The sequence below is a fragment of the Burkholderia sp. MSMB1826 genome, from assembly GCF_001526325.1.
Classification (GTDB): domain Bacteria; phylum Pseudomonadota; class Gammaproteobacteria; order Burkholderiales; family Burkholderiaceae; genus Burkholderia.
Window position 1 is genome coordinate 1 of sequence record NZ_LOYN01000018.1, and the last position, 26,725, is coordinate 26,725.

A 26,725-nucleotide genomic window follows, 5' to 3' on the forward strand; every position below is an offset into this window, starting at 1 on the left:
CACTTCGACCGTCTGGGCGTGCCTCGACTCTCATGACCTCAACTGCTCGAACCGCCCGGTGCGGACCCGCATGCCGGGTGGTGTGGGAGGGGATCGGTCAGGCTGCCTGACCGCCCCTATCCCGATTTCAGCCTGAGGCTTCGCCAATTTCGCGAACCCGCCTCGACGCAACGGACATGTTTGCCGTCGTCGATCGGCGCCTGCTAGTCCGGCACACGGATGTTGAACGGCTTGCCGGGTATCCAGGCCCACGTGGCAAGAACCTTCGCCCCTGCCGGCCCGGCAGTCGTCACGTGAACGGCACCGGCCGGCATCCGGTAGCTCTCGCCGGCGTGAACGACTCGCGTGGCTTGACCGTCGGCCTCCACCGTGACCTCGCCGGACAGCACGTATGCAACCTCGGGCCCAGTCGCCTTGTGCCGCGGCTTCGACGCGTTCGGAGGAAATTCGGCAATGCCCATGCCCATCTCGTGATCCGATCCCGGGACCGGAACGCGTTGCAACACGACGGTGTCCTTGGCCGCGGGTGCCCGATCGGCGGCTTCGGCGAGTCGAGCGCTCGCCAGGGTCAGCAAGATGAGAGGAAGGCAATGATAGATTTTCATGGGACAGTCTCTGACTAGCATGCGCCGTTGGCGCGTGACGGGAGAATCCGGTATGCGGAGGTCGCTCCATCGATCGAGGTGTGCTCGCCGGCAACGACGACCCCGACCGCTGTCGGGGAACGAAGGAATGCAGCGAACGTACCGAAGCCACTGGTCGAGCCGGCTTTGCTGCGATCTGCACGGCGAGCGAGGAACTATGCCTACCGTCCGGCCCGTCGACAATCGAGAACATCTTGTCCACGCCGAAAGAAAATCTTTGGGGCGAACGGAGCAGGTGCGGCGTAGGGATATGAAGCGGGAATCGTCCGCGAGCGACTTTGTCCGGCTAACCCGGGTCTATCGGCATGCAATGTGCAATGGTCGACGACTCCCGCACCACGCGATCACTAACGTGCGATGACCCTGCGCGTAGGGAATTGCTCGAGATATCGGCGTTAGCGGCGGGCCACGTGAAACCGACAGGCGAGGGCAACGCTTTGCCCGGCTTGCGCTACGCGAAATGAATCGAAATAGTAATGAAAGTATTCGTGTAAGACGGAGAAGGCGAAGCGACCGCTGCATCGCGGAACGTCAGCCATCTCGTTCCAACCCTTTGAAATGATCGATTGACGTCAAAAATGCGGCAGCGCGTCGATATGCGTGGCGTAGCCGATCACGCAATACGAAAAATTACTCATAAAAATCAGTGAACTATGTCGACCCCCAAAAATAACACTCTGCTGCGCTGCAGAAAATAATCAATCGCCTTATGCTGGTTAACCCGATCGCGTTTGAGCGACATCAAGTTTCCCAGTGATGCCGCTTTACATTTAGCCAACATTGGCGATTCACGAAATCTACCTGTCGATTCGATTTCGATCCTTTCGTCGCGCCTGTCCCCGATGCAACGCGCGACCTCCTCAAGGCTTTGTTGACATGCGTGATTTCCCCTTCCTGAGCCTGGCCATCTGGGTTCCGATACTGTTCGGCGCGGGGTTGCTGCGCGCCGGTTCCGACCGGCATTCACGCCGGATACGACTGATCGCGCTGGTCGGCGCGATTGCCGGGCTCGCGGCCGTCGTCCCGCTGATTGCCGGCTTCGACGCGCATTCGGCGACGATGCAGTTCGTCGAAAGACGCGACTGGCTGGCGGCGTTCAATGCCGGATGGCGGGTCGGCATCGACGGCGCGTCGCTGTGGCTCGTCGTGCTGACCGCGTTCACGACGCTCGTGGTGGTGGTGGCGTCGTGGGAATCGGTCACGGTGCGCGTCGCGCAGTACTACGCGTCGTTCCTGATCCTGTCGGGGTTGATGGTCGGCGTGTTCGTCGCGCAGGACGGGCTGCTGTTCTTCATCTTCTTCGAAGCGACGCTGATCCCGCTGTATCTGCTGATCGGCACGTGGGGGCGCGAGCGCCGCGTGTATGCGGCCGTGAAGTTCTTCTTCATCTCGTTCGCCGGCTCGCTGTTGCTGTTGATGGCAATGCTGTACCTGTACGCGCAGTCGCATACGTTCGACATGGCCGTGTGGCGCACGTTGCAACTTGGCTTCGCGCCGCAGTTGCTGGTGTTCCTCGGTTTCTTCGCCGCGTTCGCGGTCAAGGTGCCGATGTGGCCGGTCCACACGTGGCTGAGCGACGTGTACACGGACGGTCCGACCGGTGCCGCGCTGATGCTCGCGATGCTCAAGCTCGGCGGTTACGGATTCCTGCGCTTCGCGCTGCCGATCACGCCCGATGCGAGCCACTTCTTCGCGCCGGCCGTGATCGCGCTGTCGTTGTTCGCGATCGTCTACGCGAGCCTGATCGCGCTCGCGCAGACCGATCTCGGCAAGCTGCTCGCGTATTCGACGGTCGCGCACATGGGGATCGTCACGCTCGGGCTGTTCCTGTTCAACCGGATCGGCGTCGAAGGCGCGATCGTGCAGCTTGTCTCGTACGGTTTCGTGGCGGGCGCGATGCTGTTGTGCGTGAACGTACTCGTGGATCGCACCCGGCAGCGCGAGATCGCCGCGTACGGCGGCGTGGCGGGCGTGATGCCGCGTTTCGCGACCTTCACGCTGCTGTTCGCGATGGCCAACGTCGGCCTGCCGGGCACGTCGGGGTTCGTCGGCGAGTTCATGGTGATCATGGGCGCGATTCGCTTCAACTTCTGGATCGGCGCGATCGCGGCGCTCACGCTGATCCTCAGCGCGTCGTACACGCTATGGATGCTCAAGCGCGTGGTGTTCGGCAAGGTCTCGAGCCAGCGGATCGCGAAGCTCGCCGATCTGAACCGTCGCGAGATCGTGATGTTCGCGTCGCTCGCGCTGATCGTGCTGGCGGTCGGCATCGATCCGAAGCCCTTCACCGATGCGATCGATCCGACCGTCGGCAAGCTGATCCAGGAAGCGAGCCGTTCGAAAGTGCCGGCAGGGGACGGCCCCGTGCAAGCGCTGCCGTCGTACATGGCATCGACGCACGACTGATCGCGGCGCACCGAGCTGCGCCGATCGAGCGGGCCGCATCGCGCGGCGCGCATCGTTGCGCACGCATCGATCGAGGCCCGGCACGGCGCGTGCCGGGCTCGCTCCCGGCTGCGTGAAATTGCCCCGCGACAATGTGACTCACGGCAGATTTTGCAATGATGATTTGCCGCATGCACCGGTTTTTCATCGCACCCGCGCGACGTATGATTCGGCCAATTTCGTGAATCGAATGCGCATCGGGCATACGCAAACGGATTCAATGACCCTCGGGCGGTGTGATGAAAAGAAGCGTTTCAAGAGGCTGGACGGCGCTGATGTCGAGCGGCGCGGCGTTGAGCCTGTCAGGCTGTAATTTAGATGTACTAAATCCGAAAGGAAGCGTCGGCGCCGCCGAAAAGGCGCTGATCGCCACCTCGACGTGGGCGATGCTGATCGTCGTCGTGCCGGTGATCCTGCTCACGCTGTGGTTCGCGTGGCGTTATCGCGCGTCCAATCGCAGTGCCACCTACGCGCCGAACTGGTCGCACTCGACCGCGATCGAGGTCGTGATCTGGACGGTGCCGACGCTGATCATCCTGTTTCTCGGCGTGCTCACGTGGAAGACCACGCACGAGCTCGATCCGTACAAGCCGCTCGAATCGGCGGTGAAGCCGATCGACGTCGAGGTGGTCGCGCTCGACTGGAAGTGGCTGTTCATCTATCCGGAACTCGGCATCGCGTCGGTGAACCAGCTCGCGATTCCGGTCGGCACGCCGGTGAACTTCCGCATCACGTCGGATTCGGTGATGAATTCGTTCTTCATCCCGCAACTCGGCGGCCAGGTCTACGCGATGGCCGGCATGCAGACGCGCCTGCACCTGATCGCCGACGAGCCCGGCAACTACGCGGGCACGTCCGCCAACTTCAGCGGCCGCGGGTTCTCCGATATGAAGTTCCGCACGCTCGCCGAGCCGCGCGAGCAGTTCGACGCGTGGGTGCAGAAGGTGAAGGCGTCGCCGGACCGGCTCGACGCGACGATGTACGGCGGCGTCGCGCAGCCGAGCGAGAAGGCGCCGGTGCGCTACTTCTCGTCGGTCGACCCGCGGCTCTTCCACAACATCATCGCGAAATACAACGATGGCCACGTCCTCGACCTGAAGGACGCCGCCTGCGGCACGAAGGGGTAACGCATGTTCGGCAAACTCACACTTTCGGCGATCCCGTTCGATCAGCCCATCATCATGGGGGCCGGCGCCTTCATGGGGCTGGTCGTGCTGGGCATTCTCGCCGCGCTGACGATCACCGGCCGGTGGAAATGGCTGTGGACGGAATGGCTGACCACGGTCGACCACAAGAGACTCGGCGTGATGTACATCATCGTCGCGCTGATCATGCTGCTGCGCGGCTTCGCCGACGCGATCATGATGCGCATGCAACTCGCGCTCGCGTACAACGCGCCCGGCTACCTGCCGCCGCACCACTATGACCAGATCTTCACGGCGCATGGCGTGATCATGATCTTCTTCATGGCGATGGTGTTCATGGTCGGCCTGATGAACCTGGTCGTGCCGCTGCAGATCGGTGCGCGCGACGTCGCGTTCCCGTTCATCAACTCGCTGTCGTTCTGGATGACGGCGGTCAGTGCGATTCTGATCAATGTGTCGCTCGTGATCGGCGAATTCGCGCAGACGGGCTGGCTCGCATACCCGCCGCTGTCGGAGCTGCAGTTCAGTCCGGGGGTAGGGGTCGACTATTACCTGTGGGCGCTGCAGATCTCCGGCGTCGGCACGCTGCTGACCGGCGTGAATTTCTTCGTGACGATCATCAAGATGCGCGCACCCGGCATGACGCTGATGAAGATGCCGGTATTCACGTGGACGGCCCTCTGCACGAACGTGCTGATCATGGCGTCGTTCCCGATCCTGACCGCGACGCTCGCGCTGCTCGGCCTCGACCGCTACCTCGGCATGCACTTCTTCACGAACGACGCCGGCGGCAACGCGATGCTGTACCTGAACCTGATCTGGGCGTGGGGTCATCCGGAGGTCTACATCCTGATCCTGCCGGCGTTCGGAATCTTCTCGGAAGTCATCGCGACGTTCGCGAAGAAGCCGCTGTTCGGCTACAAGACGATGGTGTACGCGACCTGCGCGATCATGGTGCTGTCGTTCCTCGTGTGGCTGCATCACTTCTTCACGATGGGTTCGGGCGCGAACGTGAATGCGTTCTTCGGGATCATGACGATGATCATCGCGATTCCGACCGGCGTGAAGGTGTTCAACTGGCTGTTCACGATGTACCGCGGCCGGATCGAATTCACGACGCCGGTGCTGTGGACGATCGGCTTCATGGTCACGTTCACGCTCGGCGGCATGACCGGCGTGATGATGGCGATTCCCGGCGCGGACTTCGTGCTGCACAACAGCCTGTTCCTGATCGCGCACTTTCACAACGTGATCATCGGCGGCGTGTTGTTCGGCTATCTCGCGGGCTTCAACTACTGGTTCCCGAAGGCGTTCGGCTTCAAGTTGAACGAGAAGCTCGGCAAGGCCGCTTTCTGGTTCTGGCAGGTCGGCTTCTACGTCGCGTTCGTACCGCTCTACGTACTCGGCTTCATGGGCATGACGCGCCGCCTGAACCACTACGACAATCCGGCGTGGCATCCGTGGCTGCTGGTTGCCGCATTCGGCGCCGTGCTGATCGCGATCGGCATCGCGTGCCAGCTGCTGCAACTGGTGGTCAGCATCCGCAACCGCCATCTGCCCGAGTACCGCGACACGACGGGCGACCCGTGGGGCGGCCGTACGCTGGAGTGGGCGACCTCGTCGCCGCCGGCCGACTACAACTTCGCGGTGATCCCGCAGGTGCGCACGCTCGACGCGTATGCGGACATGAAGGCGCGCGGCGAAGGCCGGCCGAACCCGGCGGCGATTCGCGACATCCACATGCCGTCGAATACCTGTGCGGGCCTCGTGATCGCGATCTTCAGCCTGGTGCTCGGCTTCGCGCTGGTATGGCACATCTGGTGGATGGCGATCGGCGGGCTCGTCGGGATCGTCGCGACGCTCGTGATCTACAGCTCGCGCGATAACGACGGCTATTACATCCCTGCGTCGACGGTGCGCAAGACCGAAGACAAGCAGCCGACGAAGCGCCCGGCTGCGCGCGTCGACGACGTGGAACTGGAGGCCAACTGATGTTGCAGAAAACCTTGAGCGCAACCCTGCTCGAGCACGACGACCATCCGCCGTCGCATTCGGTGTTCGGTTTCTGGCTGTACCTGATGACCGACTGCGTGATTTTCGCGGCGCTGTTCGCGACGTTCGCGGTGCTCGGCCACCAGTACGCGGGCGGGCAGACCGCGAAAGAGCTGTTCGACATTCCGGGCGTCGCGGTCGAAACCGCGGCACTCCTGTTGTCGAGCATCACGTACGGTTTCGCGATGCTGGCGGCGTACAAGCAGCGGCGCGGCGCGCTGCTCGCGTGGCTCGCGGTGACGTTCGTGCTCGGCGCGGCGTTTCTCGCGATGGAACTGCGCGAGTTCTCGCACCTGATCGTGGAAGGCGCCGGCCCGCAGCGCAGCGCGTTCCTGTCGGCGTTCTTCACGCTGGTCGGCACGCACGGGCTGCACGTGACGGCCGGCCTCTTGTGGATGATCGTGCTGGCCGCGCAGATCGTATTGCGCGGCGGCGACCTGACCGATCGCGACCTGCGACGCCTGACGTGCCTGAGCCTGTTCTGGCACTTCCTCGACATCGTGTGGATTTGCGTGTTTTCCTTTGTCTATCTCGCGAGCGTGATCTAAATGGCCCATTCGCATTCGTCTCAACTCGAAGAAGGGCACGGCAGCGTCGGCGGCTACGTCGCCGGTTTCATCCTGTCGGTGCTGCTCACGGCCGCGTCGTTCGGCCTCGTGATGGGCGGCGTGCTGTCGCCGCATGCGTCGCTGGTCGGGCTGGCCGTGCTCGCGTTCGTGCAGATCGTCGTGCACCTCGTGTACTTCCTGCACATGAACGGCTCGTCGGGCCAGCGCTGGAACGTGATGGCGTTCAGCTATACGGTGTTGACCGCGGCGATCCTGATCGTCGGCACGCTTTGGGTGATGCACAACGTCAGCATGAACATGATGTCGCGTTGAGCGGCAGCGTGGCGCAGCGGGTCGATATCCGTGCGGATTCACGAAGCGAAGGCGGCACGTACGTGCCGCCTTTTTGTTTTTTCGGCTGTTGCGTTGCGCCGGACAGTGCAGTCAGTGTCGCGCGCCCGCGTCGGCCGTCAGCGCATGCGTGCAGTCGGCGCGGTACTCGGCCGCGAGCCGATGCTTCGCGCCGTCGAGATCGTCGGGGTAGTACGGGCTCGCATGGGCCGGGTCGTAGCCGACCTGTTCGAGCTCGGTCAGCTCGCGCACGAGGTCCGCACGCGTGACGCCGCGACCCGTGTGCACGAACGGGTACGCGGTGCATTCCTGCGGCGTGAGGTGCGGCCCCGCGAACGCGGCGGTGCTGGCGCATGCGAGCAGCATGCAGGCGACGGTGGTCGACAGTTTCATCCGATGGCTCCTGGTTTCGCGGCCCGATGCCGCATGAGGTCAGCGTAGGCGCACCCGGTCGCAGGGTGGCCGACGCACGGATGAAACATGTTTCATGCGCGCGCGGTGCGATGCAGGATGAAGCTATTTTCATCTGGCGCCGCACGGCGATCGTAGCGCTTACGATAGTGGCGGGCGCATCGTGCGCGCCCGTGTTGAAGTTGATTGCGAGGGCAACCATGCGAGTACTGACGGTCGAGGACGATGCGGTGACCGCGAACGAAATCGTCGGCGAACTGACCGCACGCGGGTTCGAGGTCGACTGGATCGACAACGGCCGCGAAGGCATGATGCGCGCGATGAGCGCATCGTACGACGCGATCACGCTCGACCGGATGCTGCCGGGCGCGGACGGACTCGCGATCCTGACCGCGATGCGCACGGTCGGCATCGATACGCCGGTACTGATGCTGAGCGCGCTGGGCGACGTCGACGAACGCATCCGCGGGTTGCGCGCGGGCGGCGACGATTACCTGACGAAGCCGTTCGATTCTGGCGAACTGAGCGCGCGCATCGAAGTGCTGCTGCGCCGCCGGCAGGCATCGGGCGTACCGCAGCAGACGCTGCTGAAGGTCGGCGCGCTCGAGCTCGACCTCATTTCGCGCTGCGCGCGCCGCGGCGCCGACGAGATTCCGCTGCTGCCGACCGAGTTCCGCGTGCTCGAATTCATGATGCGCAACGCGGGCCAGACGATCACGCGCACGATGCTGTTCGAGGCCGTGTGGGGCTATCACTTCGATCCCGGCACCAATCTGATCGACGTCCACATGGGCCGGTTGCGCAAGAAGATCGACCCGCCCGGCGCGGACCCGATGATCCAGACGGTGCGCGGGTCGGGCTACATGCTCGCTTGACGGAGGCGCGAATGGACGCAGCCCGCGCGGCGAACTTCACGCGCCGCTGGCATACGACGACGTTTCGCTGGCTGTGCGCGTACGCGGCGATCTTTTCGGTGTCGCTGCTGCTGCTCGCGGGCGTGATCAGCGTGGCCGCGACGCACACGATGACACGCGATACCGACGAGGTGCTCGCGTGGCAACTGATCTATTTCGATTCGATTCCCGATGCCGCGCTGCCGCTTGCGATCCATCGGCGGCTCGAGCACGAGCACATGCATACGAATTTCTACGGGCTGTTCGCTGCGAACGGGCGCCGCGTGGCCGGCGACATCGCGACGCCGCCCACGCTGCGCACGGATCGCCACGGCCGTACGCTGGACCGCACGCTCGCGCTGCTCGACGGCCAGGCGGCGCCGATCGCGCGCGCGATGGCCGTGCGCCGCGACAACGGGATGACGCTGGTCGTCGCGCGCGACCTGTCGCATTTCATCCAGATCCGCGACGTCGCGATCCGCGGGCTCGTGGTCGGCGGTGTGATGATCCTGATCGCGGGCATCGCGGGCGGCAGCATGCTCGGCATGCGGCAGATGCGCCGCGTCGCCGCGATCCGGCGCGTCACGCGACAGATCGCCGAAGGCGATCTCGGCAAGCGGCTGCCGGTCGGCCGCTACGACGAACTCGATCTGCTCGCGCATCTCGTGAATCACATGCTCGACGAAGTCGAGCGACTGATGGGCGAGGTGCGGCATACCTGCGACGGGATCGCGCACGACCTGCGCACGCCGCTCGCACGCGTGCATACGATGCTGGCGCGGCTTGCCGACCAGCCGTTCTGCGCACACGATCCCGCGTCGGCGGCGCTGCTGGCGTCGGCGCGCGACGAAACCGACCGCCTGCTCGAACGTTTTCGCGCGATGCTGCGCATCTCCGAGATCGGGACGCTGAGCCGGCGCGGCGGTTTTGCCGCGGTCGACGTCGCGGCGTTGCTGCGCGACGTGTGCGAACTTTACGAGCCGCTGGCCGAGGCCGTCGACGTGTCGTTCGAGCTCGATGCGGCCGCGGTCGACGGCATCCATGGCGATCGTGCGTTGCTGTTCGAGGCGTTCAGCAATCTCGCGGACAACGCGATCAAGTTCACGCCGCCGGGCGGCCGCGTGCGCGTCGTGCTCCGGACGACGCCGCATGGTCCGCTCGTCCGGTTCGACGACACCGGGCCCGGCATTGCGCCCGGCGAGCGCAATGCGGTGCTCGAACGCTTCTATCGCGGCGAGCGCACGCGCCATGTGAACGGCTCGGGGCTCGGGTTGAGCATCGTGTCGGCGGTGATGCGCGTGCACGGTTTCGCGTTGCGGATCGGCGATGCCCAGCCGGCCGGTGCGGCGATCACGGTCGAATGCTGGCCGCGTTCGCTCGCGTGACGCAGGCGGGGGCGATCGATGCGCATCCTGCTGATTGCGCCGCCGACGCCGGACGCGTTGCGGCTCGACAAGGCGTTTCGCGAGAGCATGCACGGCGTCGAGCGCATCGGCGACTGGCGCGACGGCTGTTTCGCGGCGACGCAGGAGCGGTTCGACGCGATCGTGATCGTTGCGACCGACGGTGCCGCCATGCCGGCGATTCTCGACGGATTGCCGCCGCTCGCCGCGTCGGCCGGCAGCGCGACGATTGCCGCGATCGTCGCCGGCACGACGTCCGCCCAGCGTGCGCGGATGCTCGAGGCCGGCTGCGACGTATGCCTCGCCCATCCGTGTTCGTTCGTCGAATTGCACGAGCGGTTGCGCGCGCTGTGGCGCCGCGCGGGCATCGTCGCGATGCGTGACTCGATCCGGCTCGACACGGCGACGCGCGCACTCGACGAGCGTGGCCGGCAGCTCGCGCTCAGCGCACGGGAATTTCGCGTGGTCGAATGCCTGCTGCGCGAAGCAGGGCGGCCGGTCGGGCGCGACGCCGTGCTGCGTTACGCGTGGGGCGATGCCGACGTCGAACCCGAAACGGTCAATGCGCTGATCGTGCGGTTGCGGCGCAAGCTGGCCGCGCATGCGTTTTCCGCGCGGATCGAAACGGTTGCGCGATTCGGCTTCCGGTTCGACACGGGCGGATGACGGCCGAGGATATCGCCGCCCGGCTCGAAGAAGGTCTTGACGACCGCCGAAGCTGCCAAACAGCCGCGACTCGGTATGCGCGGGCTCGGCGGGGCAAATCGGCGTCGATTGTTACAAGACGTTAGCGCGGGCTTTCCGTTGCGATGCCGCGCATCAGTTCTTACAAACTTGAAATATGCGGGGACGGCGCTTGCCGCTATAGTCGAATCACACATGACACAACCAGAAGAGGAATCCATGAAGACTTTGCGTGTTGCCTCGCTCCTGACCGGTATGACGGCCTTGCTCGTGTCGGGCGCAGCAATGGCGGGAGTCAATGTCGGGATCAACGTCGGCGTGCCGGCACCGGTCTACGTCGCGCCCGCGCCCGTGTATGCGCCGCCGCCTCCGCCGGTCGTCTATCAGCCGGCGCCTGTCTATGCACCGGCGCCCGTGTATGCGCCGGCGCCGGCGATCGTGATCGGCTGGCACGGCGACCGCTACTGGGACGGCCGCCGCTACTGGGGCCGCGACGAGTGGTATCGCCACCATGGGCGCGGCTGGGGCGGCGATCGCGGCCACTGGGATCACGGCCGCCACAACGGCTGGCGCTGATCGGCGACCGGTCGCGCATGCGGGCCGCGTGCGCGACAGTGACTCGCGAGGAAACCGCCCGTGTGGCGGTTTTCTTTTGGCTCGGCGGATTGAATGGGTAGAATCGCTCCACGTTACTACCCTCATTCGACGACAGGGCCTCTATGACGAAGGGTTCGCCCCGGACCGCCGCCGCGCGCGCCTGCGTCGGCGCGCTGCGGGCCGCCGGCCGCATGGCCGCGGTGCTGGCGCTGCACGCGGCGCTCGCCGCGCCGGCCGCGCACGCGGCCTACGCGATTGCGCAGTACGGCGAGCCGAAGTATCCGCCGGGCTTCAGGCATTTCGACTACGTGAACCCCGACGCGCCGAAGGGCGGCACGCTCGTGCTCGCGAACCCGAACCGGATGACGTCGTTCGACAAGTTCAATCCGTTCACGATGCGCGGCAACTCCGCACCCGGCATCGACATGCTGTTCGAGAGCCTCGCGACCGGCAGCTCCGACGAACCGGCGTCCGCATACGGGCTGCTGGCCGACGACATCGACGTCGCGCCGGACCGCCGCTCGGTCACGTTCCACCTGAATCCGCGCGCGCGCTTCTCGAACGGCGATCGCGTCACGGCCGACGACGTCAAGTTTTCGTTCGACACGCTGAAGAGCAAGCAGGCCGCACCGCAGTTCGGCGCGTATTTCGCGGAGATCGCGAAGGCCGTGGTCGTCGATCCGGCGACGGTCCGGTTCGAGTTCCGCAGCGCGAATCGCGAGTTGCCGCTGATCGCCGGCGGCGTGCCCGTGTTCTCGCGCAAGTGGGGATTGCGCGCGGACGGCTCGCGTGTCCCGTTCGACCAGCTCGCGTTCGAGCAGCCGATCGGCAGCGGCCCGTACCTGATCGAGCGCTACGACAACGGCCGCACGATCACCTACCGGCGCAATCCCGCGTACTGGGGCGCCGATCTGCCGGTACGGATCGGCACCAACAACTTCGAGCGGATCGTCTACAAGCTGTACGGCGACGGCGTCGCGCGGCTCGAGGCGTTCAAAGCCGGCGAATACGACGTGCTCGTCGAGTACGTCGCGCGCAACTGGACGCGGCGCGACGTCGGCAAGCGCTTCGACAGCGGCGAGCTCGTCAAGCGCGAATTCCGCCAACATAACGGCGCCGGCATGCAGGGCTTCTTCATGAACCTGCGCCGGCCGCTGTTCCGCGACGTGCGCGTGCGCCAGGCGCTCGATCTCGCGTTCGACTTCGAATGGCTGAACCGCCAGTTGTTCTACAGCGCATACACGCGCCTCGACAGCTATTTCGCCGATACCGACCTGCAGGCGACCGGTACGCCGGGCGAGGGCGAGCTGAAGCTGCTGGAGCCGCTGCGCGCGCAGCTCGATCCGGCCGTGTTCGGCCCGATGGTCGCGCAGCCGGACACGAATCCGCCCGGTTCGCTGCGCGCGAACCTGCTGAAGGCGCGCGCACTGCTCGAGCAGGCCGGCTGGACCTACCGCGACGGCGCGCTGCGCAATGCGAAGGGCGAGCCGTTCGCGTTCGAGATCCTGGACGATGCGGGCGGCGCGATGGAAGGCGTCGTGACCGCCTACCGGCGCAACCTCGCGAAGCTCGGCATCGACGTGCGCTTTCGCACGGCCGATTACGCGCTGCTGCAAAAGCGCCTCGATGCGTTCGACTACGACATGACGACGATCCGCCTGCCGGGCGTGCAGGTGCCGGGCGCCGAGCAATACTCGCGTTACGCGAGCAAGTTCGCCGACGAGCCGGGCTCCGACAACTTCATCGGGCTGAAATCGCCGGCCGTCGACGCGTTGCTGCATGCGCTCGGCACCGCGCAGACGCGCGAGGAACTGCTCGACGCGACGCACGCGCTCGACCGGGTGCTGATGCACGGCTACTACGCGGTCCCGCAGTGGTACAGCACGACGCACCGCATCGCGTACAAGCGCACGCTGGCCTATCCGCAGACGCTGCCGCTGTACTATTCGGCCGAGGGCTGGGTCGTGTCGACCTGGTGGGCGAAGCCCGATCACTGACCCGCGCCGGCCCTCCGTCCAACCCGCCATCCGATCACGAGTCGACGCCCTATGTGGAGCTACATCCTCAAACGCCTGCTGCTGATGATCCCGACGCTCGTCGGCGTGCTGACGCTCACGTTCGCGGTGATCCAGTTCGTGCCGGGCGGCCCGGTCGAGCAGGCCGTGCAGGAGTTGCGCAAGGGCGCGACGGAGCAGGGCGCGACGCCGTTCGGGATGCGCGCGCACACCGGCGTCGACGCGCAGCAGCTCGCGCAGCTCAAGGCGCTGTACGGTTTCGACAAGCCGCCGCTCGAACGCTATTGGCTGATGCTGAAGCGCTTCGCACGCTTCGATCTCGGCGACAGCTATTTTCGCCACCAGAGCGTGTGGTCGCTGGTCGTGCAGAAACTGCCCGTGTCGATCAGCATCGGGCTGTGGACGTTCTTCCTCACGTACCTGATCTCGGTGCCGCTCGGCATCGCGAAGGCGGTGCGCAACGGTTCGCCGTTCGACGTCGCGACGAGCCTCGTCGTGCTCGTCGGCTATGCGATCCCGGGCTTCGTGCTCGGCGTGCTGCTGCTCGTGCTGTTCGGCGGCGGCTCGTTCTGGCAGCTCTTTCCGCTGCGCGGCCTCACGTCGGACAACTTCGCGCAGTTGTCGCTCGTCGGCAAGGTGCTCGACTACCTGTGGCACATCGCGCTGCCGATCACCGCGTCGGTGGTCGGCAGCTTCGCGGTCGTCACGATGCTCACGAAGAACGCGTTTCTCGACCAGATCCGCCGGCAATACGTGCTGACCGCGCGCGCGAAGGGGCTCTCCGAGCGCAGCGTGCTGTGGAAGCACGTGTTCCGCAATGCGATGCTGCCGCTGATCGTCGGCTTCCCGGCCGCGTTCATCGGTGCGTTCTTCACGGGCAGCCTGCTGATCGAGACGCTGTTCTCGCTCGACGGCCTCGGGCTGCTGTCGTACGAGTCGGTCGTGCGGCGCGACTACCCGGTCGTGCTCGGCACGCTGTACCTGTTCACGCTGATCGGGCTCGCGACCAAGCTGGTCTCCGATCTTTGCTATGTGTGGGTCGATCCGCGCATTCAATTCGACAACCTGGAGCGCTGACATGAAACGAGCCATTCGCATGCCCGGCGCCGGCGGGCGAGGTGCGCGATGAACCGGGCCGTCGTCTCTTCCCGCATCGACGCCGCGCGGGCGCGCGTGTCGCCGTCGCCCGCCCGCCGCGTGTGGCAGCGCTTCAGGCAGCAGCGCCTCGGCTACTGGAGCTTCGTGATCTTCGTCGTGGCCTTTGCCGCGAGCCTCGCGGCGCCGCTGTGGTCGAACGACAAGCCGCTCGTCATGCGCTACGACGGCCAGACCTATTTCCCGATGTTCCATGCGTACCCGGAGACGACCTTCGGCGGCGATTTCCCGACGCCGGCCGACTATCTCGATCCGTATGTGCGCAAGCGGCTCGAGGCGCCCGGCAACTTCGTCGTGTACCCGCCGAACCGCTACTCCTACGACACGCTGAACTACTTCTCGACCGTGCCGAACCCGGCGCCGCCGTCGCGCGAGAACTGGCTCGGCACCGATGCGCAGGGCCGCGACCTGCTCGCGCGGCTCGTGTACGGGTTCCGCGTGTCGGTCGAATTCGGGCTGATCCTGACCGCGATCGGCACGCTGCTCGGGATCGCCGCGGGCGCTGTGCAAGGCTTCTTCGGCGGACGCATCGACATCGTCGGGCAGCGATTGATCGAGATCTGGAGCTCGCTGCCCGAGCTGTACCTGCTGATCATCTTCGCGTCGATCTTCGAGCCGAGCTTCCTGTTGCTGATCGTGCTGCTGTCGCTGTTCGGCTGGATCGGCCTTGCCGACTACGTGCGCGCGGAATTCCTGCGCAACCGCACGCAGGACTACGTGCGCGCGGCGCGAGCGATGGGGCTCACGAACGGGCAGATCATCTGGCGCCACGTGCTGCCGAACAGTCTCACGCCGGTGATCACGTTCCTGCCGTTCCGGATGAGCGGCTCGATCCTCGCGCTGACGAGCCTCGACTTCCTCGGGCTCGGCGTGCCGCCGCCGACGCCGAGCCTCGGCGAGCTGCTCGCGCAGGGCAAGGGCAACCTCGACGCGTGGTGGATTTCGCTGTCGACGTTCGGCGTGCTGGTCGCGACGCTGTTGCTGCTGACCTTCATGGGCGATGCGCTGCGCAACGCGCTCGACACGCGCATCGCCGACTCGATGCGCGCCGCGGGAGGCCAGCGATGAGCGACGCAGCCGTATCGAAGGTGGACGAACCGCTGCTGTCGCTCGAGCATCTGCACGTGCGCTTCGGCGACACGGTGGCCGTCGACGACGTGACGCTCGCGATCGGGCGCGGCGAGCGGGTCGCGCTCGTCGGCGAGTCGGGCTCCGGCAAGAGCGTGACCGCGTTGTCGATCCTGCGGTTGCTGCGCGACGCCGAAGTCGGCGGCGCGATCCGCTTCGCGGGACAGGATCTGGCAAGCAAGAGCGAGCGCGAGATGCGCGGGCTGCGCGGCTCGGACATCGCGATGATCTTCCAGGAGCCGATGACGGCGCTCAACCCGCTGTATACGATCGGCGTGCAGATCGGCGAGACGATCGTGCTGCACGACGGCGTATCGGCGGTGGAAGCGCGCAAGCGCGCGATCGCGTTGCTCGCGCGCACCGGCATCGCCGAGCCCGAGAAGCGCGTCGACAGCTACCCGCATCAGTTGTCGGGCGGCCAGCGGCAGCGCGCGATGATCGCGATGGCGCTCGCGTGCCGGCCGCGCCTGCTGCTGGCCGACGAGCCGACCACCGCGCTCGACGTGACGATCCGCGCGCAGATCGTCGACCTGCTGCTGGAGTTGCAGCGCGACGAAGCGGAAAAACGCGGGATGTCGATCCTGCTGATCACGCACGACCTGAATCTCGTGCGGCACTTCGCGCAGCGCGTCGCGGTGATGGAGCGCGGCCGGCTCGTCGAGAGCGGGCCCGTCGAGCGGATCTTCGCGGCGCCCGAGCATCCGTATACGCAGCGGTTGCTGAACAGCCGGCCGCAACGCGCGGTCACGCCGGTGATGCCGATCGCGCCCGTCGTGCTCGACGCGCGCCACGTGAGCGTACGGTTCGCGCGCAAGCGGCCGGGCTTCGCGGGCTGGTTCGGCACGGTGCCGGTGACGGCCGTCGCGGACGTGTCGGTGTCGGTGCGGCAGGGCGAAACGCTCGGCATCGTCGGCGAATCGGGATCGGGGAAATCGACGCTCGCGATGGCGCTGCTGGGGCTGCAGAAGACGGCCGGCGGCGAGATCGAATTCCAGGGGCGCGCGCTGTCGGCCTATCGCGGCCGCGAACGGACCGCGTTGCGCTCGAACATGCAGGTGGTCTTTCAGGATCCGTTCAGTTCGCTTTCGCCGCGTCACACGATCGAGCGGATCGTCGGCGAAGGGCTCGCGCTGCATCGTCCGGACATGACGCCCGACGCCCGCCGCGCGAAGTCGCTCGCGGTGCTGCGCGAAGTCGGCCTCGACCGTACGGTGCTGCACCGTTATCCGCACGAATTCTCGGGCGGCCAGCGCCAGCGGATCGCGATCGCGCGCGCGCTCGTGCTGGAGCCGCGCATCCTGATCCTCGACGAGCCGACGTCGGCGCTCGACGTGTCGATCCAGCAGCAGGTGCTGAAGCTGCTCGCGAATTTGCAACAGAAATACAACCTCGGCTACGTGTTCATCAGCCACGACCTGGAGGTGATCGGCGCGATGGCGCACCGCGTCGCGGTGATGCAGGACGGCGCCGTCGTCGAGTCGGGGGAGGTGTCCGACATCTTCACCAGACCGTCACATCCTTACACACAAAAGCTGTTGAAAGCGGTCTGGAAAGCGTGATAGGCGTCCAATGGTCTGACCATCTCGATTGTATTTATTAATTTGTTTTGACAAACGATTACGCGCTGGCTAGTATCGACCGAAATTTTCCGCCAATCAGCTGATTTTTAAGCACATTCCATCGACCAATGCAGCATCGATCCCTGACCCAGGCATGCGCGCGCACCATCGCCGGGCTATTCATCGGCGCCCTGTTCGCAGCAGCTCCCGGCGCGTTCGCCGACGAAGTCAGCAGTTTTAACCAGAATGTCACCAATTCGACTCAGATCGGGTCGGGTGCCTCCCTCCAGCAGACCAGCGCACAGCCGTCGAGCGGCGGCGCGAAGTCGTTCCTTGCCGGCATGGCGGGCAAGGCGGGCGACGTGGTGGTCGGCGCGCTGAACATGATCGGCGTGCGATATCGCTGGGGCGGCAACTCGCCGGATTCGGGCCTCGACTGCAGCGGCTTCGTGCGCTACGTGTTCCAGGACACGCTCGGCATGTCGCTGCCGCGTCGCGCGGAAGAAATGAGCCGCGTCGGCGAGAAGGTGAGCATGAGCAACCTGAAGCCGGGCGATCTCGTGTTCTTCAACACGATGCGCCGCACGTTCTCGCACGTCGGCATCTACATCGGCGACAACAAGTTCGTGCATTCGCCGTCGACGGGCAGCACCGTCCGCGTCGACGATCTCGACAGCGGCTACTGGGAAAAGCGTTTCACCGGCGCGCGCCGGATCGAATCGGAATTCCCGATGAAGCCCGAAGATCTGCGTCAGCGCGTGCGCGCGACGATCGGCGACGATTCGGCGAACGGCAACAACTGACGTTTGCCGGGCAGTCGGGCCGGACGATAAAAAACCCTGTCACCGAAAGGCGGCAGGGTTTTTTGGTTTAGGGGCGGCGGCGCCAACGACGCGCAAGTCGTTCCGCCGGCCAGCGGGGAAGCGGCCGGCGACGCGCCCCCGCTATTGCGGCTTACGCGGTGGCAGCCACGCCACGCGCCGCCGCGAGCTTGCGCTGCAGTTCCGGCATGATGCGCGCGACCGCTTCCTCGCCCGCGAGGATCGCCGCGTTGCGCTGGTTGAAGTCGCTGCCGCCCATCGCCGCGAGGTTCGGGCGAATCACGACGTCCGCATACTTGTCGAGCTCGTAGGTCTTGATCGTCTGGCCCATGATCGTGAAGGTCTGCAGCAGCATCTCGATCGGGTTGTTGGTCGCCGCGCCGTCCGGCCGGGCCGAGATGTCGACCGCGATCACGAAGCTCGCCCCCATCTTGCGCGCGAACGACGCCGGTACCGGGCTCACCAGGCCGCCGTCCACGTATTCGCGATTGCCGATCTTCACCGGCTCGAACACCGACGGCACGCTGCACGACGCGCGTACCGCGAGCCCGGTATTGCCTTGCTGGAACAGGATCGGCTGGCCGCTTTGCAGGTCCGTCGCGACGATGCCGAGCGGCTTCGCCATCTTCTCGATCGGCCGGTTGTTGAGCGTCTTGTTCAGGAAGTTCTGCAGCGCGACGCCTTGCAGCAGGCCGCGCGAGCGAAACGGCAGCGCCCAGTCGCTGATCGACGCCTGGTCCATGTCGAGCGCGATCTTGTTGATCTGCAGCGCGCTCATGCCGGACGCGTAGAGCGCGCCGACCACCGAGCCCGCGCTCGTCCCGGCGACGATTTCGACCGGAATGCCGCGCGCCTCGAGCGCCTTCAGCACGCCGATGTGCGAGAAGCCGCGCGCGGCGCCGCCGCCGAGCGCGATGCCGATCTTGACGGGCTTCTCCTGCGGCAGGGCCGTGCCGGGACGAGACTTGTCGCCGAAGGACGTGCAGGCGGCGAGGCTGGCGGACGCGCACGCGATCGTGAAGTGGCGGCGCGACAGGCGAGGGGACGACATCGAATGGTTCTCCGGCGGCTTGGCGGCGGGTTACACGCCCGCGGCGGCGATAGGTTGCGAGCGGCCGCGCAGCGGGTTCCGGGCGGCCGGCGCCGGGCCGGCTGGCGGCCGCGGCGCGCACATCATAAAGCAAGCGGTGCGCTTGGCGCGATGTCCGGCGCGAGTATAATTCCGGCTTCTTTCCCGTTCCGGGCGTCGCCGGCTCCGTTGCTGTCGGGGCTGCCGTCGTCCCGCGTCGAATCATTCATGCGCCCCTGGCGTTCGAGTTACCGTTTATGACCCGTCCTGTCCGTACCCGCTTTGCGCCGAGTCCCACCGGCTTCATCCACCTCGGCAACATCCGCTCCGCACTCTATCCGTGGGCGTTCGCCCGCAAGATGAAAGGCACGTTCGTGCTGCGCATCGAGGATACCGACGTCGAGCGCTCGTCGCAGGAAGCGGTCGATGCGATCCTCGAAGGGATGCAATGGCTCGGGCTGGATTTCGACGAAGGCCCGATCTACCAGATGCAGCGCATGGACCGCTATCGCGAAGTGCTCGCGCAGATGCTCGAGAAGGGCCTCGCGTACCCGTGCTACATGTCGGCCGAGGAGCTCGACGCGCTGCGCGAACGCCAGCGCGAAGCCGGCCTGAAGCCGCGCTACGACGGCACGTGGCGTCCGGAGCCCGGCAAGGTGCTGCCGGAGCCGCCGGCCGGCGTGAAGCCGGTGCTGCGCTTTCGCAATCCGCTGACGGGCACGGTCGTGTGGGACGACGCGGTGAAGGGGCGTGTCGAGATCTCGAACGAGGAGCTCGACGACCTCGTGATCGCGCGCCCGGACGGCACGCCGATCTACAACTTCTGCGTGGTGGTGGACGACATGGACATGGGCATCACGCACGTGATCCGCGGCGACGACCACGTGAACAACACGCCGCGCCAGATCAACATCCTGAATGCACTCGGCGGCGAGCCGCCCGTCTATGCGCACCTGCCGACCGTGCTGAACGAGCAGGGCGAGAAGATGAGCAAGCGGCATGGCGCGATGAGCGTGATGGCGTACCGCGACGCGGGCTTCCTGCCCGAGGCCGTCGTCAACTATCTCGCGCGGCTCGGCTGGTCGCACGGCGACGCCGAGATCTTCTCGCGCGAGCAGTTCGTCGAATGGTTCGATCTCGAGCATCTCGGCAAGTCGCCCGCGCAGTACGACCACAGCAAGCTGAGCTGGCTGAACGCGCATTACATCAAGGAAGCCGACAACGCGCGCCTCGCCGAACTCGCGAAGCCGTTCCTCGACGCGCTCGGCATCGACGACGCGGCGATCGCGACGGGTCCCGCGCTCGACGCGGTGATCGGCCTGATGAAGGACCGTGCGACGACGGTCAAGGAAATCGCGGAAGGCGCGACGATGTTCTACCGCGTGCCGGCGCCCGACGCCGATGCGCTCGCGCAGCACGTGACCGATACGGTGCGGCCGGCGCTGGCCGATCTCGTCGTCGCGCTGAAGGCGGCCGACTGGACGAAGGAGGCGGTGTCCGCCGCGTTGAAGGCGACGCTCGCCACGCACAAGCTGAAGATGCCGCAGCTCGCGATGCCGGTACGTCTGCTGGTGGCGGGCACGACGCACACGCCGTCGATCGATGCGGTGCTCGTGCTGTTCGGCCGCGACGTCGTGGTGTCGCGCATCGAGGCCGCGCTGGCCTGACGTTCGTGCGCGCGAAGTGGTCCGCGGATGAGCGAACGGACCGCTTCGCAAAAAATTTCGCGCGAATCGTAAAAAGGGTATTTACAAGTTCGAAATCGGTCCATATAATCTCATTTCTGTTCTGCAAGGGGGTATAGCTCAGCTGGGAGAGCGCTTGCATGGCATGCAAGAGGTCAGCGGTTCGATCCCGCTTACCTCCACCAACAGAACAAGCTGGATTGATTTGCGAAGCAGCGGTAGTAATAAATGCTTCACAAAATGATTCAAAGCAGTTAGAATTTCGGCCTTCGCTGTTGAATGAAAAGTAAATAGCGAAAGTCAGACGAATCTGAAAAGATTTTGTCCCCTTCGTCTAGAGGCCTAGGACATCACCCTTTCACGGTGAGTACAGGGGTTCGAATCCCCTAGGGGACGCCAAATTCAGCGGCGTTTCGTAGAAGTGTCGCAGGCTTGCAGGAACGTAACCGACGTCCTGCGGGTTGGGTAAGAAAGCTGGAGCGGTAGTTCAGTCGGTTAGAATACCGGCCTGTCACGCCGGGGGTCGCGGGTTCGAGTCCCGTCCGCTCCGCCAGAACGAAGCCCGTTCAAGACGTTTTTGAGCGGGCTTTTGTATTAAAGATGTAAGCAGTACGTTGTCCCCTTCGTCTAGAGGCCTAGGACATCACCCTTTCACGGTGAGTACAGGGGTTCGAATCCCCTAGGGGACGCCAGATTCAGCGGCGTTTCGTAGAAGTGCCGCAACGCGTGCAGGAACGTGACGAGATCCTGCGGGCGGTGGTGCAGAAAAGCTGGAGCGGTAGTTCAGTTGGTTAGAATACCGGCCTGTCACGCCGGGGGTCGCGGGTTCGAGCCCCGTCCGCTCCGCCAGAACGAAGCCCGTTCAAAAGCGTTTTTGAACGGGCTTTCTCGTTAAGGATGTAAGCAGTACGTTGTCCCCTTCGTCTAGAGGCCTAGGACATCACCCTTTCACGGTGAGTACAGGGGTTCGAATCCCCTAGGGGACGCCAGATTTCGGCGTCGTTCGAACAAACGACGCGCCGGCAGGAAGTAACCGACGCCTGCCAGGCAAGCAGCAAGACTGGAGCGGTAGTTCAGTCGGTTAGAATACCGGCCTGTCACGCCGGGGGTCGCGGGTTCGAGTCCCGTCCGCTCCGCCAGAAAATGAAAAAGCCCGCCTTGTGCGGGCTTTTTCATTGGTATCGCTCGTCGTGCCCGCAAGCGGGCACGTGACTGCGGGGCGGAGGAAGCCGCCTGCGCGGCTTCCGGCGGGACTCGAAGGGCTGCGCTTGCAAGCGCAGCCGCGGCCTGCGGCAGGTAGGCGAGTCCCGTCCGCTCCGCCAGAAAATGAAAAAGCCCGCCTCGTGCGGGCTTTTTCGCTTGCACCTCCGAGCGCACGTGCCGCCATGCCGCGTGCTGCATCGGATGTCGCGGCCCTACGAGAAATTCGCGATTGCATCCGCATGCGACTGCGCTATCGTGGCGGGGATGTGTTTCCGACTCCTGCGCGATGCTCGATCCGACCGACCTGCGACTCCTGTATCAGCTCCGGCCCGCGGAGCCCGGCGATTTTCCGTATGCCGAAGCGTTGACGCACGGCAACATGGGCGGCTACTACAAGCGCCATGGGCTCGTGTGGCGCAGCGATCTGTTCTATGCAAGCTGGCGCGAATCCGAGAACTTCATCCTCGAGGCCGACGGCGAGCGCATCGGCGTGCTGCGCGTGACCGAGGAGGGCGATTCGCTGCATATCCGCGACGTGCAGATCGCGGCCGGCCATCGCGGGCAGGGCGCCGGCACCTACCTGCTCGAGATGTCGCATCGCTGGGCGCGTGCGCGCGGGCTGCACGAACTGCAGTTGCGCGTGTTCGTCGACAATCCCGCCGCGCATTTGTACCTGCGCATGGGCTACCGGGTCACCGGGCCGCGGCTCGCGCAACTCGGCTCGATCCGCCACATGGTGCGGCCGGTCTGACGGTCCGACGCGCCGGAGCGGGCGATCAGCGGGCCGTGTCGATCGCGCCGTCGTCGTCTGGCGTTTCGCTGTCCGCGGCGGCGCCGTCCGGGCCTCGATGCTCGTAGCCGCGCAGCATGAACGCGCGCGGGCTTTCGCCGAACGCACGACGGAACATGGCCGAGAACGCGCTCTGGCTCTGGTAGCCGAGCTCACGCGCGATATGCGACAGCGGGCGCCCCTGGTTCAGCAGCGGGATCGCCCGCGCGAGCAGCGCCTGCTGGCGCCACTGCGAAAAGCTCACGCCCAGTTCCTGCTTGAAGAGTCGCGATATCGTGCGCGTGCTCGCGCCGACCTCGCTCGCCCAGTGCTCGAGCGACTCCGCGTGCGCGGGGTGTGCGAGCACCGATTCGCACAGCAGGCGCAGCCGTTTCTCGTCGGGCATCGGCACCGCGAGCGGCAACGGTTCGGCATGACTCAGCTCGTCGAGCACGAGCCCGCACAGCAGGCGCTCGCGCGCGGCGCTCAGGTCGCGCGCATCGAGTGCGACGATCAGCTCGCGCAGCAGCCCCGTCACCTCGACGACGCGGCATGCGTCGAGCCCGCCCGGCACGATCGACTCGTCGATATACAGCGTGCGCAAATAGGCTTCTTCGACGATCACGACCTCGTGCGTCACGTGCGGCGGCACCCAGATCGCACGGGACGGCGGCACCATCCAGGTCGTGCCGGTCGTCGCGACGCGCAGCACGCCGCGCGACGCGTACGCGAGCTGCGCCCATGCATGCGTGTGCAGCGGAATGCGGCGGCCGGCATCGACCTGCCGTGCGCGTACCCGCATCGGATGGACGGCCGTCGGCGCGAATTCCGGCGGGATGTCGATGACGTCGTACGGGTTCGATACGTCGGCTTGGGCGGGCGGATTCATGAACGGTTCGGGCGGCGCGGCGGCGATGCCGTTATTTTAGAAGGCGCCGCATAAGCGCATGCGGCGGTTTTTCGGGCCATCATGCCGGGTTCAAATGAACTTTGTGTGGGCACCGGCGAATCCGGGGCGACCGCCCGCGGTCGCGCGCCCCCGGCGGTTCGAACCATCGGGGCGGTATCGCGGTCTATCGATGCGTGCGCAATGGCACGCCAATCGCACACCGATCGCATGCGAACACGGCAACACACGAATCGAAGAGGAGAACCACGATGCGCCACGTATTCGTCTATGGCACCTTGAGAGCCGGACAGGCCAACGACATCGGCCAGGCGGCCGCCCGCCACGGAATCGCCGCGCCGACGCTGCTGGGCGCGGCCGCGCTGCCGGGCGAGCTGTACGATTTCGGCACCTACCCGGGCATGCTCGCCGGGCCGGCCGGCAAGTCGCTGGTCTGGGGCGACGTCTACGAGGTCGACGAGCAACTCGTCCCGGTGCTCGACGAGATCGAGCGCGTCTATCCGGGCGTCGACTCATTGTTCAAACCGGAAGAGGTGACCGTCGAGCTCGGCGGCCGGCAGTACGCGTGCCTGTATTATCCGGTTGCCGCGCATGCGGCGGCCGGGCGCCCGCGCATCGCGTCCGGCGACTGGGTTCAGTACCGGCGCGAGCAGGAAGCCGCCTGAGCTTGCCTGCGGGGGGCGGCGGGACAGCCGTAAAAAAGAAAGCGCCCCGCGGGGCGCTTTTTTCGTGCCGCCGTCGCATGCGACCGCCGCCACGGCGTGGCCGGCCGGCGACGCAACGGCGGCGTCGTCAGATTTCCTCGTACAGCGGCAGCGTCAGGAATTCGGTGAAGCCTTCCGACGTCGACATCTGCTCGAAGATCGCCGCCGCGCGCTCGTACGGCTGCGTGTTGCCGCCGACCGAGCGCTTCACGTTGTCGAGTTCGATTTTCGCGAATTCACGCACGAGTTCGGCCGTGACCTTGCGGCCGTCGTCGAGCACGCCCTTCGGCGAGCGGATCCATTGCCAGACCTGCGAGCGGGAAATCTCGGCCGTGGCGGCGTCTTCCATCAGGTTGTGGATCGGCACGCAGCCGTTGCCGTCGAGCCACGCGCCGAGGTAGTGGATCCCGACGTTGATGTTGTTGCGCAGGCCGGCTTCGGTGATCGGCGCTTCCGGCTGGAAGTCGAGCAGGTTCCGGCCTTCGACCTGCACGTCGTCGCGCTGCTTCGCGATCTGGTTCGGCTTGTCGCCGAGCACCTTGACGAACTCTTCCATCGCGATCGGCACGAGACCGGGGTGCGCGACCCAGCCGCCGTCGTAGCCGTCGGTCGCGTCGCGCTGCTTGTCCGAGCGCACGCCGCCCATCGCCTTGTCGTTCGCTTCCGGATCGTTCTTGATCGGGATCAGCGCGCTCATCCCGCCGATCGCCGGCGCGTTGCGCTTGTGGCAGGTCTTCAGCAGCAGCAGCGCGTACGCACGCATGAACGGCACCGTCATCGTGATCTTCGAACGGTCGGCCAGGCAGAAGTCGCGATCGTTCTTGAACTTCTTGATCGCCGAGAAGATGTAGTCCCAGCGGCCGGCGTTCAGGCCCGAGCTGTGTTCGCGCAGTTCGTACAGGATCTCGTCCATCTCGAACGCGGCGAGGATCGTCTCGATCAGCACCGTCGCGCGGATCGTGCCGCGCGGCACGCCGATCGCTTCCTGCGCGGCGACGAAGATGTCGTTCCACAGGCGCGCCTCGAGATGGCTTTCCATCTTCGGCAGGTAGAAGTACGGGCCCGAGCCGCGCGCGATCAGTTCCTTCGCGTTGTGGAACAGGAACAGCGCGAAATCGAAGATGCCGCCGGACACGCGCTGGCCGTCGACCGTCACGTGCTTCTCGTCGAGGTGCCAGCCGCGCGGACGCACGATCAGCGTCGCGACCTTGTCGTTCAGCTTGTACGACTTGCCGTTCTGTTCGAGCGAGATCGTGCGGCGCACCGCGTCCTTCAGGTTGATCTGGCCGTCGATCTGGTTCGTCCAGCTCGGCGCGTTCGAATCCTCGAAGTCCGTCATGTACGAATCGGCGCCCGAGTTCAGCGCGTTGATGATCATCTTGCGCTCGACGGGGCCCGTGATTTCGACCCGCCGGCATTGCAGGTCGGCCGGCAGCGGCGCGACCGTCCAGTCGCCTTCGCGAATCGCCTTCGTCTCGGCCAGGAAGTCGGGGCGCTCGCCTGCGTCGAGGCGTTTCGTGCGCTCGACGCGCGCCTGCAGCAGCGCCTGGCGGCGCGATTCGAACGTGCGGTGCAACGCCGCGACGAGTGCCAGCGCGTCGGGCGTCAGGATGGCTTCGTAACCCGGCTTGATTTCGCCGGTGATCGTCATGCCTTGCGGCAGCGTGATCGAGGTGCTCATGAGTCTCATCTCCTTGGTCGGTCAGTTGCGGTTTCGGTGAAGGGGGAAGGCGGCAGCGGCGAACGTCATGCACCCGGGCCGGGGCGCGTGCGGTTTGCGGGTCTGCCGGACGGAGCCGGGGTGGCGAGGAAGGCGAGCAGGTCGGCCATGCCGGTGCCCGTGCCGTCAGGCGGCGCGCCGAGTTCCTCGGCAGGCGCGCCCGTGCGGTTGAGCCAGAACGTCGTGTAGCCGAACCAGGTGGCGCCGGCGACGTCCCATGCGTTCGACGACACGAACACGATGTCGCGCGGGTTCGGCCCGAACGCGGCGGTGCCGAGCGCGTAGGCGGCCGGGCTCGGCTTGTACGCGCGCACGGTGTCGGCCGACAGCACGCGATCGAACAGCCCGGACATGCCGGCGCTCTTGATCGCGATGTCGAGCATTTGCGGGGTGCCGTTCGACAGGATCGCGAGCGGCGGGCGCGGCTCGAGCGCGCGCAGCTTGCGCAGCGCGGGCACCGTGTCGGGATAGGTGGACAGGCACGCGTATTCGTCCATCAGCCGCTTCTCGGCCGCGCCGTTCAGCGCGAGCCCGAGCCGGCGCGCGGCGAACCGCAGCGCATCGAGCGTGATGTCCCGGAACGGGCGATAGCGGGCGCCGGCCGGGTCGGCGAGCGTGCGCAACTGCGAGTATTCGATCTGCTTGCGTCGCCACAGCTGCGACAGCCGCTCCCCGTGACCGGGAAACATCTGCTCTGCCGCGGCCAGCACGGCGCGCACGTCGAACAACGTGCCGAATGCGTCGAAGAGGATGGCGTCGGGAGAGGAGAGTGTCGTTGTGGCCGACATAGCCTTGCGCTCCAGTTTCAGAGGTCGGA

23 protein-coding genes and 7 tRNA genes are annotated in these 26,725 nt (G+C 65.8%); 24 read left to right on the forward strand and 6 right to left on the reverse strand.

Annotated features, from left to right (window positions below; translation table 11 throughout):
- Positions 1-203: 203 nt before the first annotated feature.
- Positions 204-605: a cupin domain-containing protein gene (locus WS95_RS10345; protein WP_059823867.1), complete on the reverse strand. Its 402-nt coding sequence runs from the start codon at positions 603-605 to the stop codon at positions 204-206.
- Between the two features lie 915 nt (positions 606-1,520).
- Between WS95_RS10345 and WS95_RS10350 the strand changes: the two genes are divergently transcribed.
- The 5 genes from WS95_RS10350 (at position 1,521) to cyoD (ending at position 7,167) form a co-directional block, all read left to right on the forward strand.
- Positions 1,521-3,050, forward strand: coding sequence for a complex I subunit 4 family protein (locus WS95_RS10350; RefSeq protein ID WP_059823737.1), 1,530 nt, complete (start codon positions 1,521-1,523; stop codon positions 3,048-3,050).
- A 278-nt stretch (positions 3,051-3,328) separates the two neighbouring features.
- Positions 3,329-4,216, forward strand: a complete 888-nt coding sequence (cyoA, locus tag WS95_RS10360; RefSeq protein WP_034207708.1) for a ubiquinol oxidase subunit II — start codon at positions 3,329-3,331, stop codon at positions 4,214-4,216.
- Positions 4,217-4,219: 3 nt separating this feature from the next.
- The gene (gene cyoB, locus WS95_RS10365; RefSeq protein ID WP_034207707.1) at positions 4,220-6,226 is read left to right on the forward strand and encodes a cytochrome o ubiquinol oxidase subunit I; all 2,007 of its coding nucleotides are present in this window, start codon (positions 4,220-4,222) and stop codon (positions 6,224-6,226) included.
- Positions 6,226-6,834, forward strand: coding sequence for a cytochrome o ubiquinol oxidase subunit III (gene cyoC / locus WS95_RS10370; protein ID WP_059823738.1), 609 nt, complete (start codon positions 6,226-6,228; stop codon positions 6,832-6,834). Before cyoB ends, cyoC begins: the two co-directional genes overlap by 1 nt.
- Positions 6,835-7,167 (forward strand): cytochrome o ubiquinol oxidase subunit IV, encoded by a 333-nt coding sequence (gene cyoD, locus WS95_RS10375; RefSeq protein WP_034207706.1) that lies wholly within the window; start codon positions 6,835-6,837, stop codon positions 7,165-7,167.
- A gap of 111 nt (positions 7,168-7,278) precedes the next feature.
- Here the strand turns inward: cyoD and WS95_RS10380 are convergent, their stop codons facing one another.
- Positions 7,279-7,578, reverse strand: coding sequence for a DUF4148 domain-containing protein (locus WS95_RS10380; RefSeq protein ID WP_034207705.1), 300 nt, complete (start codon positions 7,576-7,578; stop codon positions 7,279-7,281).
- 218 nt (positions 7,579-7,796) lie between these two features.
- Between WS95_RS10380 and WS95_RS10385 the strand changes: the two genes are divergently transcribed.
- The 9 genes from WS95_RS10385 (at position 7,797) to WS95_RS10425 (ending at position 17,833) form a co-directional block, all read left to right on the forward strand.
- Positions 7,797-8,471 (forward strand): response regulator transcription factor, encoded by a 675-nt coding sequence (locus WS95_RS10385; RefSeq protein WP_034207704.1) that lies wholly within the window; start codon positions 7,797-7,799, stop codon positions 8,469-8,471.
- An 11-nt stretch (positions 8,472-8,482) separates the two neighbouring features.
- A complete protein-coding gene (locus WS95_RS10390) occupies positions 8,483-9,874 on the forward strand; it encodes a sensor histidine kinase (protein WP_059823740.1) in 1,392 nt (463 codons plus the stop codon).
- An 18-nt stretch (positions 9,875-9,892) separates the two neighbouring features.
- Entirely contained in the window at positions 9,893-10,558 is a 666-nt protein-coding gene (locus WS95_RS10395; RefSeq protein WP_059823742.1) for a response regulator transcription factor, read from the forward strand.
- Positions 10,559-10,795: 237 nt separating this feature from the next.
- Entirely contained in the window at positions 10,796-11,152 is a 357-nt protein-coding gene (locus tag WS95_RS10400; RefSeq protein ID WP_027808916.1) for a hypothetical protein, read from the forward strand.
- Positions 11,153-11,295: 143 nt separating this feature from the next.
- Positions 11,296-13,170: an extracellular solute-binding protein gene (locus WS95_RS10405; RefSeq protein ID WP_034207701.1), complete on the forward strand. Its 1,875-nt coding sequence runs from the start codon at positions 11,296-11,298 to the stop codon at positions 13,168-13,170.
- Positions 13,171-13,221: 51 nt separating this feature from the next.
- Complete coding sequence (locus WS95_RS10410) at positions 13,222-14,265, forward strand: microcin C ABC transporter permease YejB (protein WP_034207700.1); 1,044 nt, start codon at positions 13,222-13,224, stop codon at positions 14,263-14,265.
- A gap of 48 nt (positions 14,266-14,313) precedes the next feature.
- Positions 14,314-15,411, forward strand: coding sequence for an ABC transporter permease (locus WS95_RS10415; protein WP_059823744.1), 1,098 nt, complete (start codon positions 14,314-14,316; stop codon positions 15,409-15,411).
- Positions 15,408-17,030, forward strand: coding sequence for an ABC transporter ATP-binding protein (locus WS95_RS10420; protein ID WP_059782906.1), 1,623 nt, complete (start codon positions 15,408-15,410; stop codon positions 17,028-17,030). The genes WS95_RS10415 and WS95_RS10420 overlap by 4 nt, the downstream gene beginning before the upstream one ends.
- Before the next feature lie 128 nt (positions 17,031-17,158).
- Positions 17,159-17,833, forward strand: coding sequence for a C40 family peptidase (locus WS95_RS10425; protein WP_034207697.1), 675 nt, complete (start codon positions 17,159-17,161; stop codon positions 17,831-17,833).
- Positions 17,834-17,984: 151 nt separating this feature from the next.
- Here the strand turns inward: WS95_RS10425 and WS95_RS10430 are convergent, their stop codons facing one another.
- Positions 17,985-18,902 carry a patatin-like phospholipase family protein gene (locus tag WS95_RS10430; protein WP_034207696.1) on the reverse strand — a complete coding sequence of 306 codons (918 nt, stop codon included), beginning with the start codon at positions 18,900-18,902 and terminating at the stop codon, positions 17,985-17,987.
- A gap of 275 nt (positions 18,903-19,177) precedes the next feature.
- Here WS95_RS10430 and gltX point away from each other — a divergent pair, with 275 nt between their 5' ends.
- The 9 genes from gltX to WS95_RS10475 all read left to right on the forward strand — a co-directional run bounded on the left by gltX (position 19,178) and on the right by WS95_RS10475 (position 22,559).
- Positions 19,178-20,587 (forward strand): glutamate--tRNA ligase, encoded by a 1,410-nt coding sequence (gene gltX / locus WS95_RS10435; RefSeq protein WP_059823746.1) that lies wholly within the window; start codon positions 19,178-19,180, stop codon positions 20,585-20,587.
- Positions 20,588-20,714: 127 nt separating this feature from the next.
- A tRNA-Ala gene (locus WS95_RS10440) sits at positions 20,715-20,790 on the forward strand.
- A 138-nt stretch (positions 20,791-20,928) separates the two neighbouring features.
- Positions 20,929-21,004 (forward strand) — tRNA-Glu (locus WS95_RS10445).
- A gap of 77 nt (positions 21,005-21,081) precedes the next feature.
- Positions 21,082-21,158 (forward strand) — tRNA-Asp (locus WS95_RS10450).
- 63 nt (positions 21,159-21,221) lie between these two features.
- A tRNA-Glu gene (locus WS95_RS10455) sits at positions 21,222-21,297 on the forward strand.
- An 80-nt stretch (positions 21,298-21,377) separates the two neighbouring features.
- Positions 21,378-21,454: transfer RNA gene (locus WS95_RS10460), tRNA-Asp, on the forward strand.
- Positions 21,455-21,518: 64 nt separating this feature from the next.
- A tRNA-Glu gene (locus WS95_RS10465) sits at positions 21,519-21,594 on the forward strand.
- Between the two features lie 73 nt (positions 21,595-21,667).
- Positions 21,668-21,744, forward strand: a tRNA-Asp gene (locus WS95_RS10470).
- Between the two features lie 350 nt (positions 21,745-22,094).
- Entirely contained in the window at positions 22,095-22,559 is a 465-nt protein-coding gene (locus WS95_RS10475; RefSeq protein ID WP_034207694.1) for a GNAT family N-acetyltransferase, read from the forward strand.
- A gap of 25 nt (positions 22,560-22,584) precedes the next feature.
- Here the strand turns inward: WS95_RS10475 and WS95_RS10480 are convergent, their stop codons facing one another.
- Complete coding sequence (locus tag WS95_RS10480) at positions 22,585-23,466, reverse strand: AraC family transcriptional regulator (RefSeq protein ID WP_034207693.1); 882 nt, start codon at positions 23,464-23,466, stop codon at positions 22,585-22,587.
- Between the two features lie 269 nt (positions 23,467-23,735).
- Between WS95_RS10480 and WS95_RS10485 the strand changes: the two genes are divergently transcribed.
- On the forward strand, positions 23,736-24,149 hold the full coding sequence (locus WS95_RS10485) for a gamma-glutamylcyclotransferase family protein (RefSeq protein WP_034207692.1): 414 nt from the start codon (positions 23,736-23,738) through the stop codon (positions 24,147-24,149).
- Positions 24,150-24,276: 127 nt separating this feature from the next.
- Here the strand turns inward: WS95_RS10485 and aceB are convergent, their stop codons facing one another.
- Positions 24,277-25,869: a malate synthase A gene (aceB, locus tag WS95_RS10490; protein ID WP_059823869.1), complete on the reverse strand. Its 1,593-nt coding sequence runs from the start codon at positions 25,867-25,869 to the stop codon at positions 24,277-24,279.
- Positions 25,870-25,934: 65 nt separating this feature from the next.
- Positions 25,935-26,696 carry a haloacid dehalogenase type II gene (locus WS95_RS10495; protein WP_034207690.1) on the reverse strand — a complete coding sequence of 254 codons (762 nt, stop codon included), beginning with the start codon at positions 26,694-26,696 and terminating at the stop codon, positions 25,935-25,937.
- Between the last annotated feature and the right edge of the window lie 29 nt (positions 26,697-26,725).

Excerpts from the sequence above, each read along its gene's own strand:
- WS95_RS10390 (WP_059823740.1), top strand. The coding sequence starts at position 8,483 with ATGGACGCAGCCCGCGCGGCGAACTTCACGCGCCGCTGGCATACGACG.
- WS95_RS10425 (WP_034207697.1), top strand. The coding sequence starts at position 17,159 with ATGCAGCATCGATCCCTGACCCAGGCATGCGCGCGCACCATCGCCGGG.
- cyoC (WP_059823738.1), top strand. The coding sequence starts at position 6,226 with ATGTTGCAGAAAACCTTGAGCGCAACCCTGCTCGAGCACGACGACCAT.
- WS95_RS10415 (WP_059823744.1), top strand. The coding sequence starts at position 14,314 with ATGAACCGGGCCGTCGTCTCTTCCCGCATCGACGCCGCGCGGGCGCGC.
- WS95_RS10430 (WP_034207696.1), bottom strand. The coding sequence starts at position 18,902 with ATGTCGTCCCCTCGCCTGTCGCGCCGCCACTTCACGATCGCGTGCGCG.
- WS95_RS10350 (WP_059823737.1), top strand. The coding sequence starts at position 1,521 with ATGCGTGATTTCCCCTTCCTGAGCCTGGCCATCTGGGTTCCGATACTG.
- WS95_RS10475 (WP_034207694.1), top strand. The coding sequence starts at position 22,095 with ATGCTCGATCCGACCGACCTGCGACTCCTGTATCAGCTCCGGCCCGCG.
- WS95_RS10420 (WP_059782906.1), top strand. The coding sequence starts at position 15,408 with ATGAGCGACGCAGCCGTATCGAAGGTGGACGAACCGCTGCTGTCGCTC.
- WS95_RS10345 (WP_059823867.1), bottom strand. The coding sequence starts at position 605 with ATGAAAATCTATCATTGCCTTCCTCTCATCTTGCTGACCCTGGCGAGC.
- WS95_RS10405 (WP_034207701.1), top strand. The coding sequence starts at position 11,296 with ATGACGAAGGGTTCGCCCCGGACCGCCGCCGCGCGCGCCTGCGTCGGC.
- gltX (WP_059823746.1), top strand. The coding sequence starts at position 19,178 with ATGACCCGTCCTGTCCGTACCCGCTTTGCGCCGAGTCCCACCGGCTTC.
- WS95_RS10485 (WP_034207692.1), top strand. The coding sequence starts at position 23,736 with ATGCGCCACGTATTCGTCTATGGCACCTTGAGAGCCGGACAGGCCAAC.
- aceB (WP_059823869.1), bottom strand. The coding sequence starts at position 25,869 with ATGAGCACCTCGATCACGCTGCCGCAAGGCATGACGATCACCGGCGAA.
- WS95_RS10395 (WP_059823742.1), top strand. The coding sequence starts at position 9,893 with ATGCGCATCCTGCTGATTGCGCCGCCGACGCCGGACGCGTTGCGGCTC.
- WS95_RS10385 (WP_034207704.1), top strand. The coding sequence starts at position 7,797 with ATGCGAGTACTGACGGTCGAGGACGATGCGGTGACCGCGAACGAAATC.
- WS95_RS10480 (WP_034207693.1), bottom strand. The coding sequence starts at position 23,466 with ATGAATCCGCCCGCCCAAGCCGACGTATCGAACCCGTACGACGTCATC.
- WS95_RS10380 (WP_034207705.1), bottom strand. The coding sequence starts at position 7,578 with ATGAAACTGTCGACCACCGTCGCCTGCATGCTGCTCGCATGCGCCAGC.
- cyoD (WP_034207706.1), top strand. The coding sequence starts at position 6,835 with ATGGCCCATTCGCATTCGTCTCAACTCGAAGAAGGGCACGGCAGCGTC.
- WS95_RS10495 (WP_034207690.1), bottom strand. The coding sequence starts at position 26,696 with ATGTCGGCCACAACGACACTCTCCTCTCCCGACGCCATCCTCTTCGAC.
- cyoB (WP_034207707.1), top strand. The coding sequence starts at position 4,220 with ATGTTCGGCAAACTCACACTTTCGGCGATCCCGTTCGATCAGCCCATC.
- cyoA (WP_034207708.1), top strand. The coding sequence starts at position 3,329 with ATGAAAAGAAGCGTTTCAAGAGGCTGGACGGCGCTGATGTCGAGCGGC.
- WS95_RS10400 (WP_027808916.1), top strand. The coding sequence starts at position 10,796 with ATGAAGACTTTGCGTGTTGCCTCGCTCCTGACCGGTATGACGGCCTTG.
- WS95_RS10410 (WP_034207700.1), top strand. The coding sequence starts at position 13,222 with ATGTGGAGCTACATCCTCAAACGCCTGCTGCTGATGATCCCGACGCTC.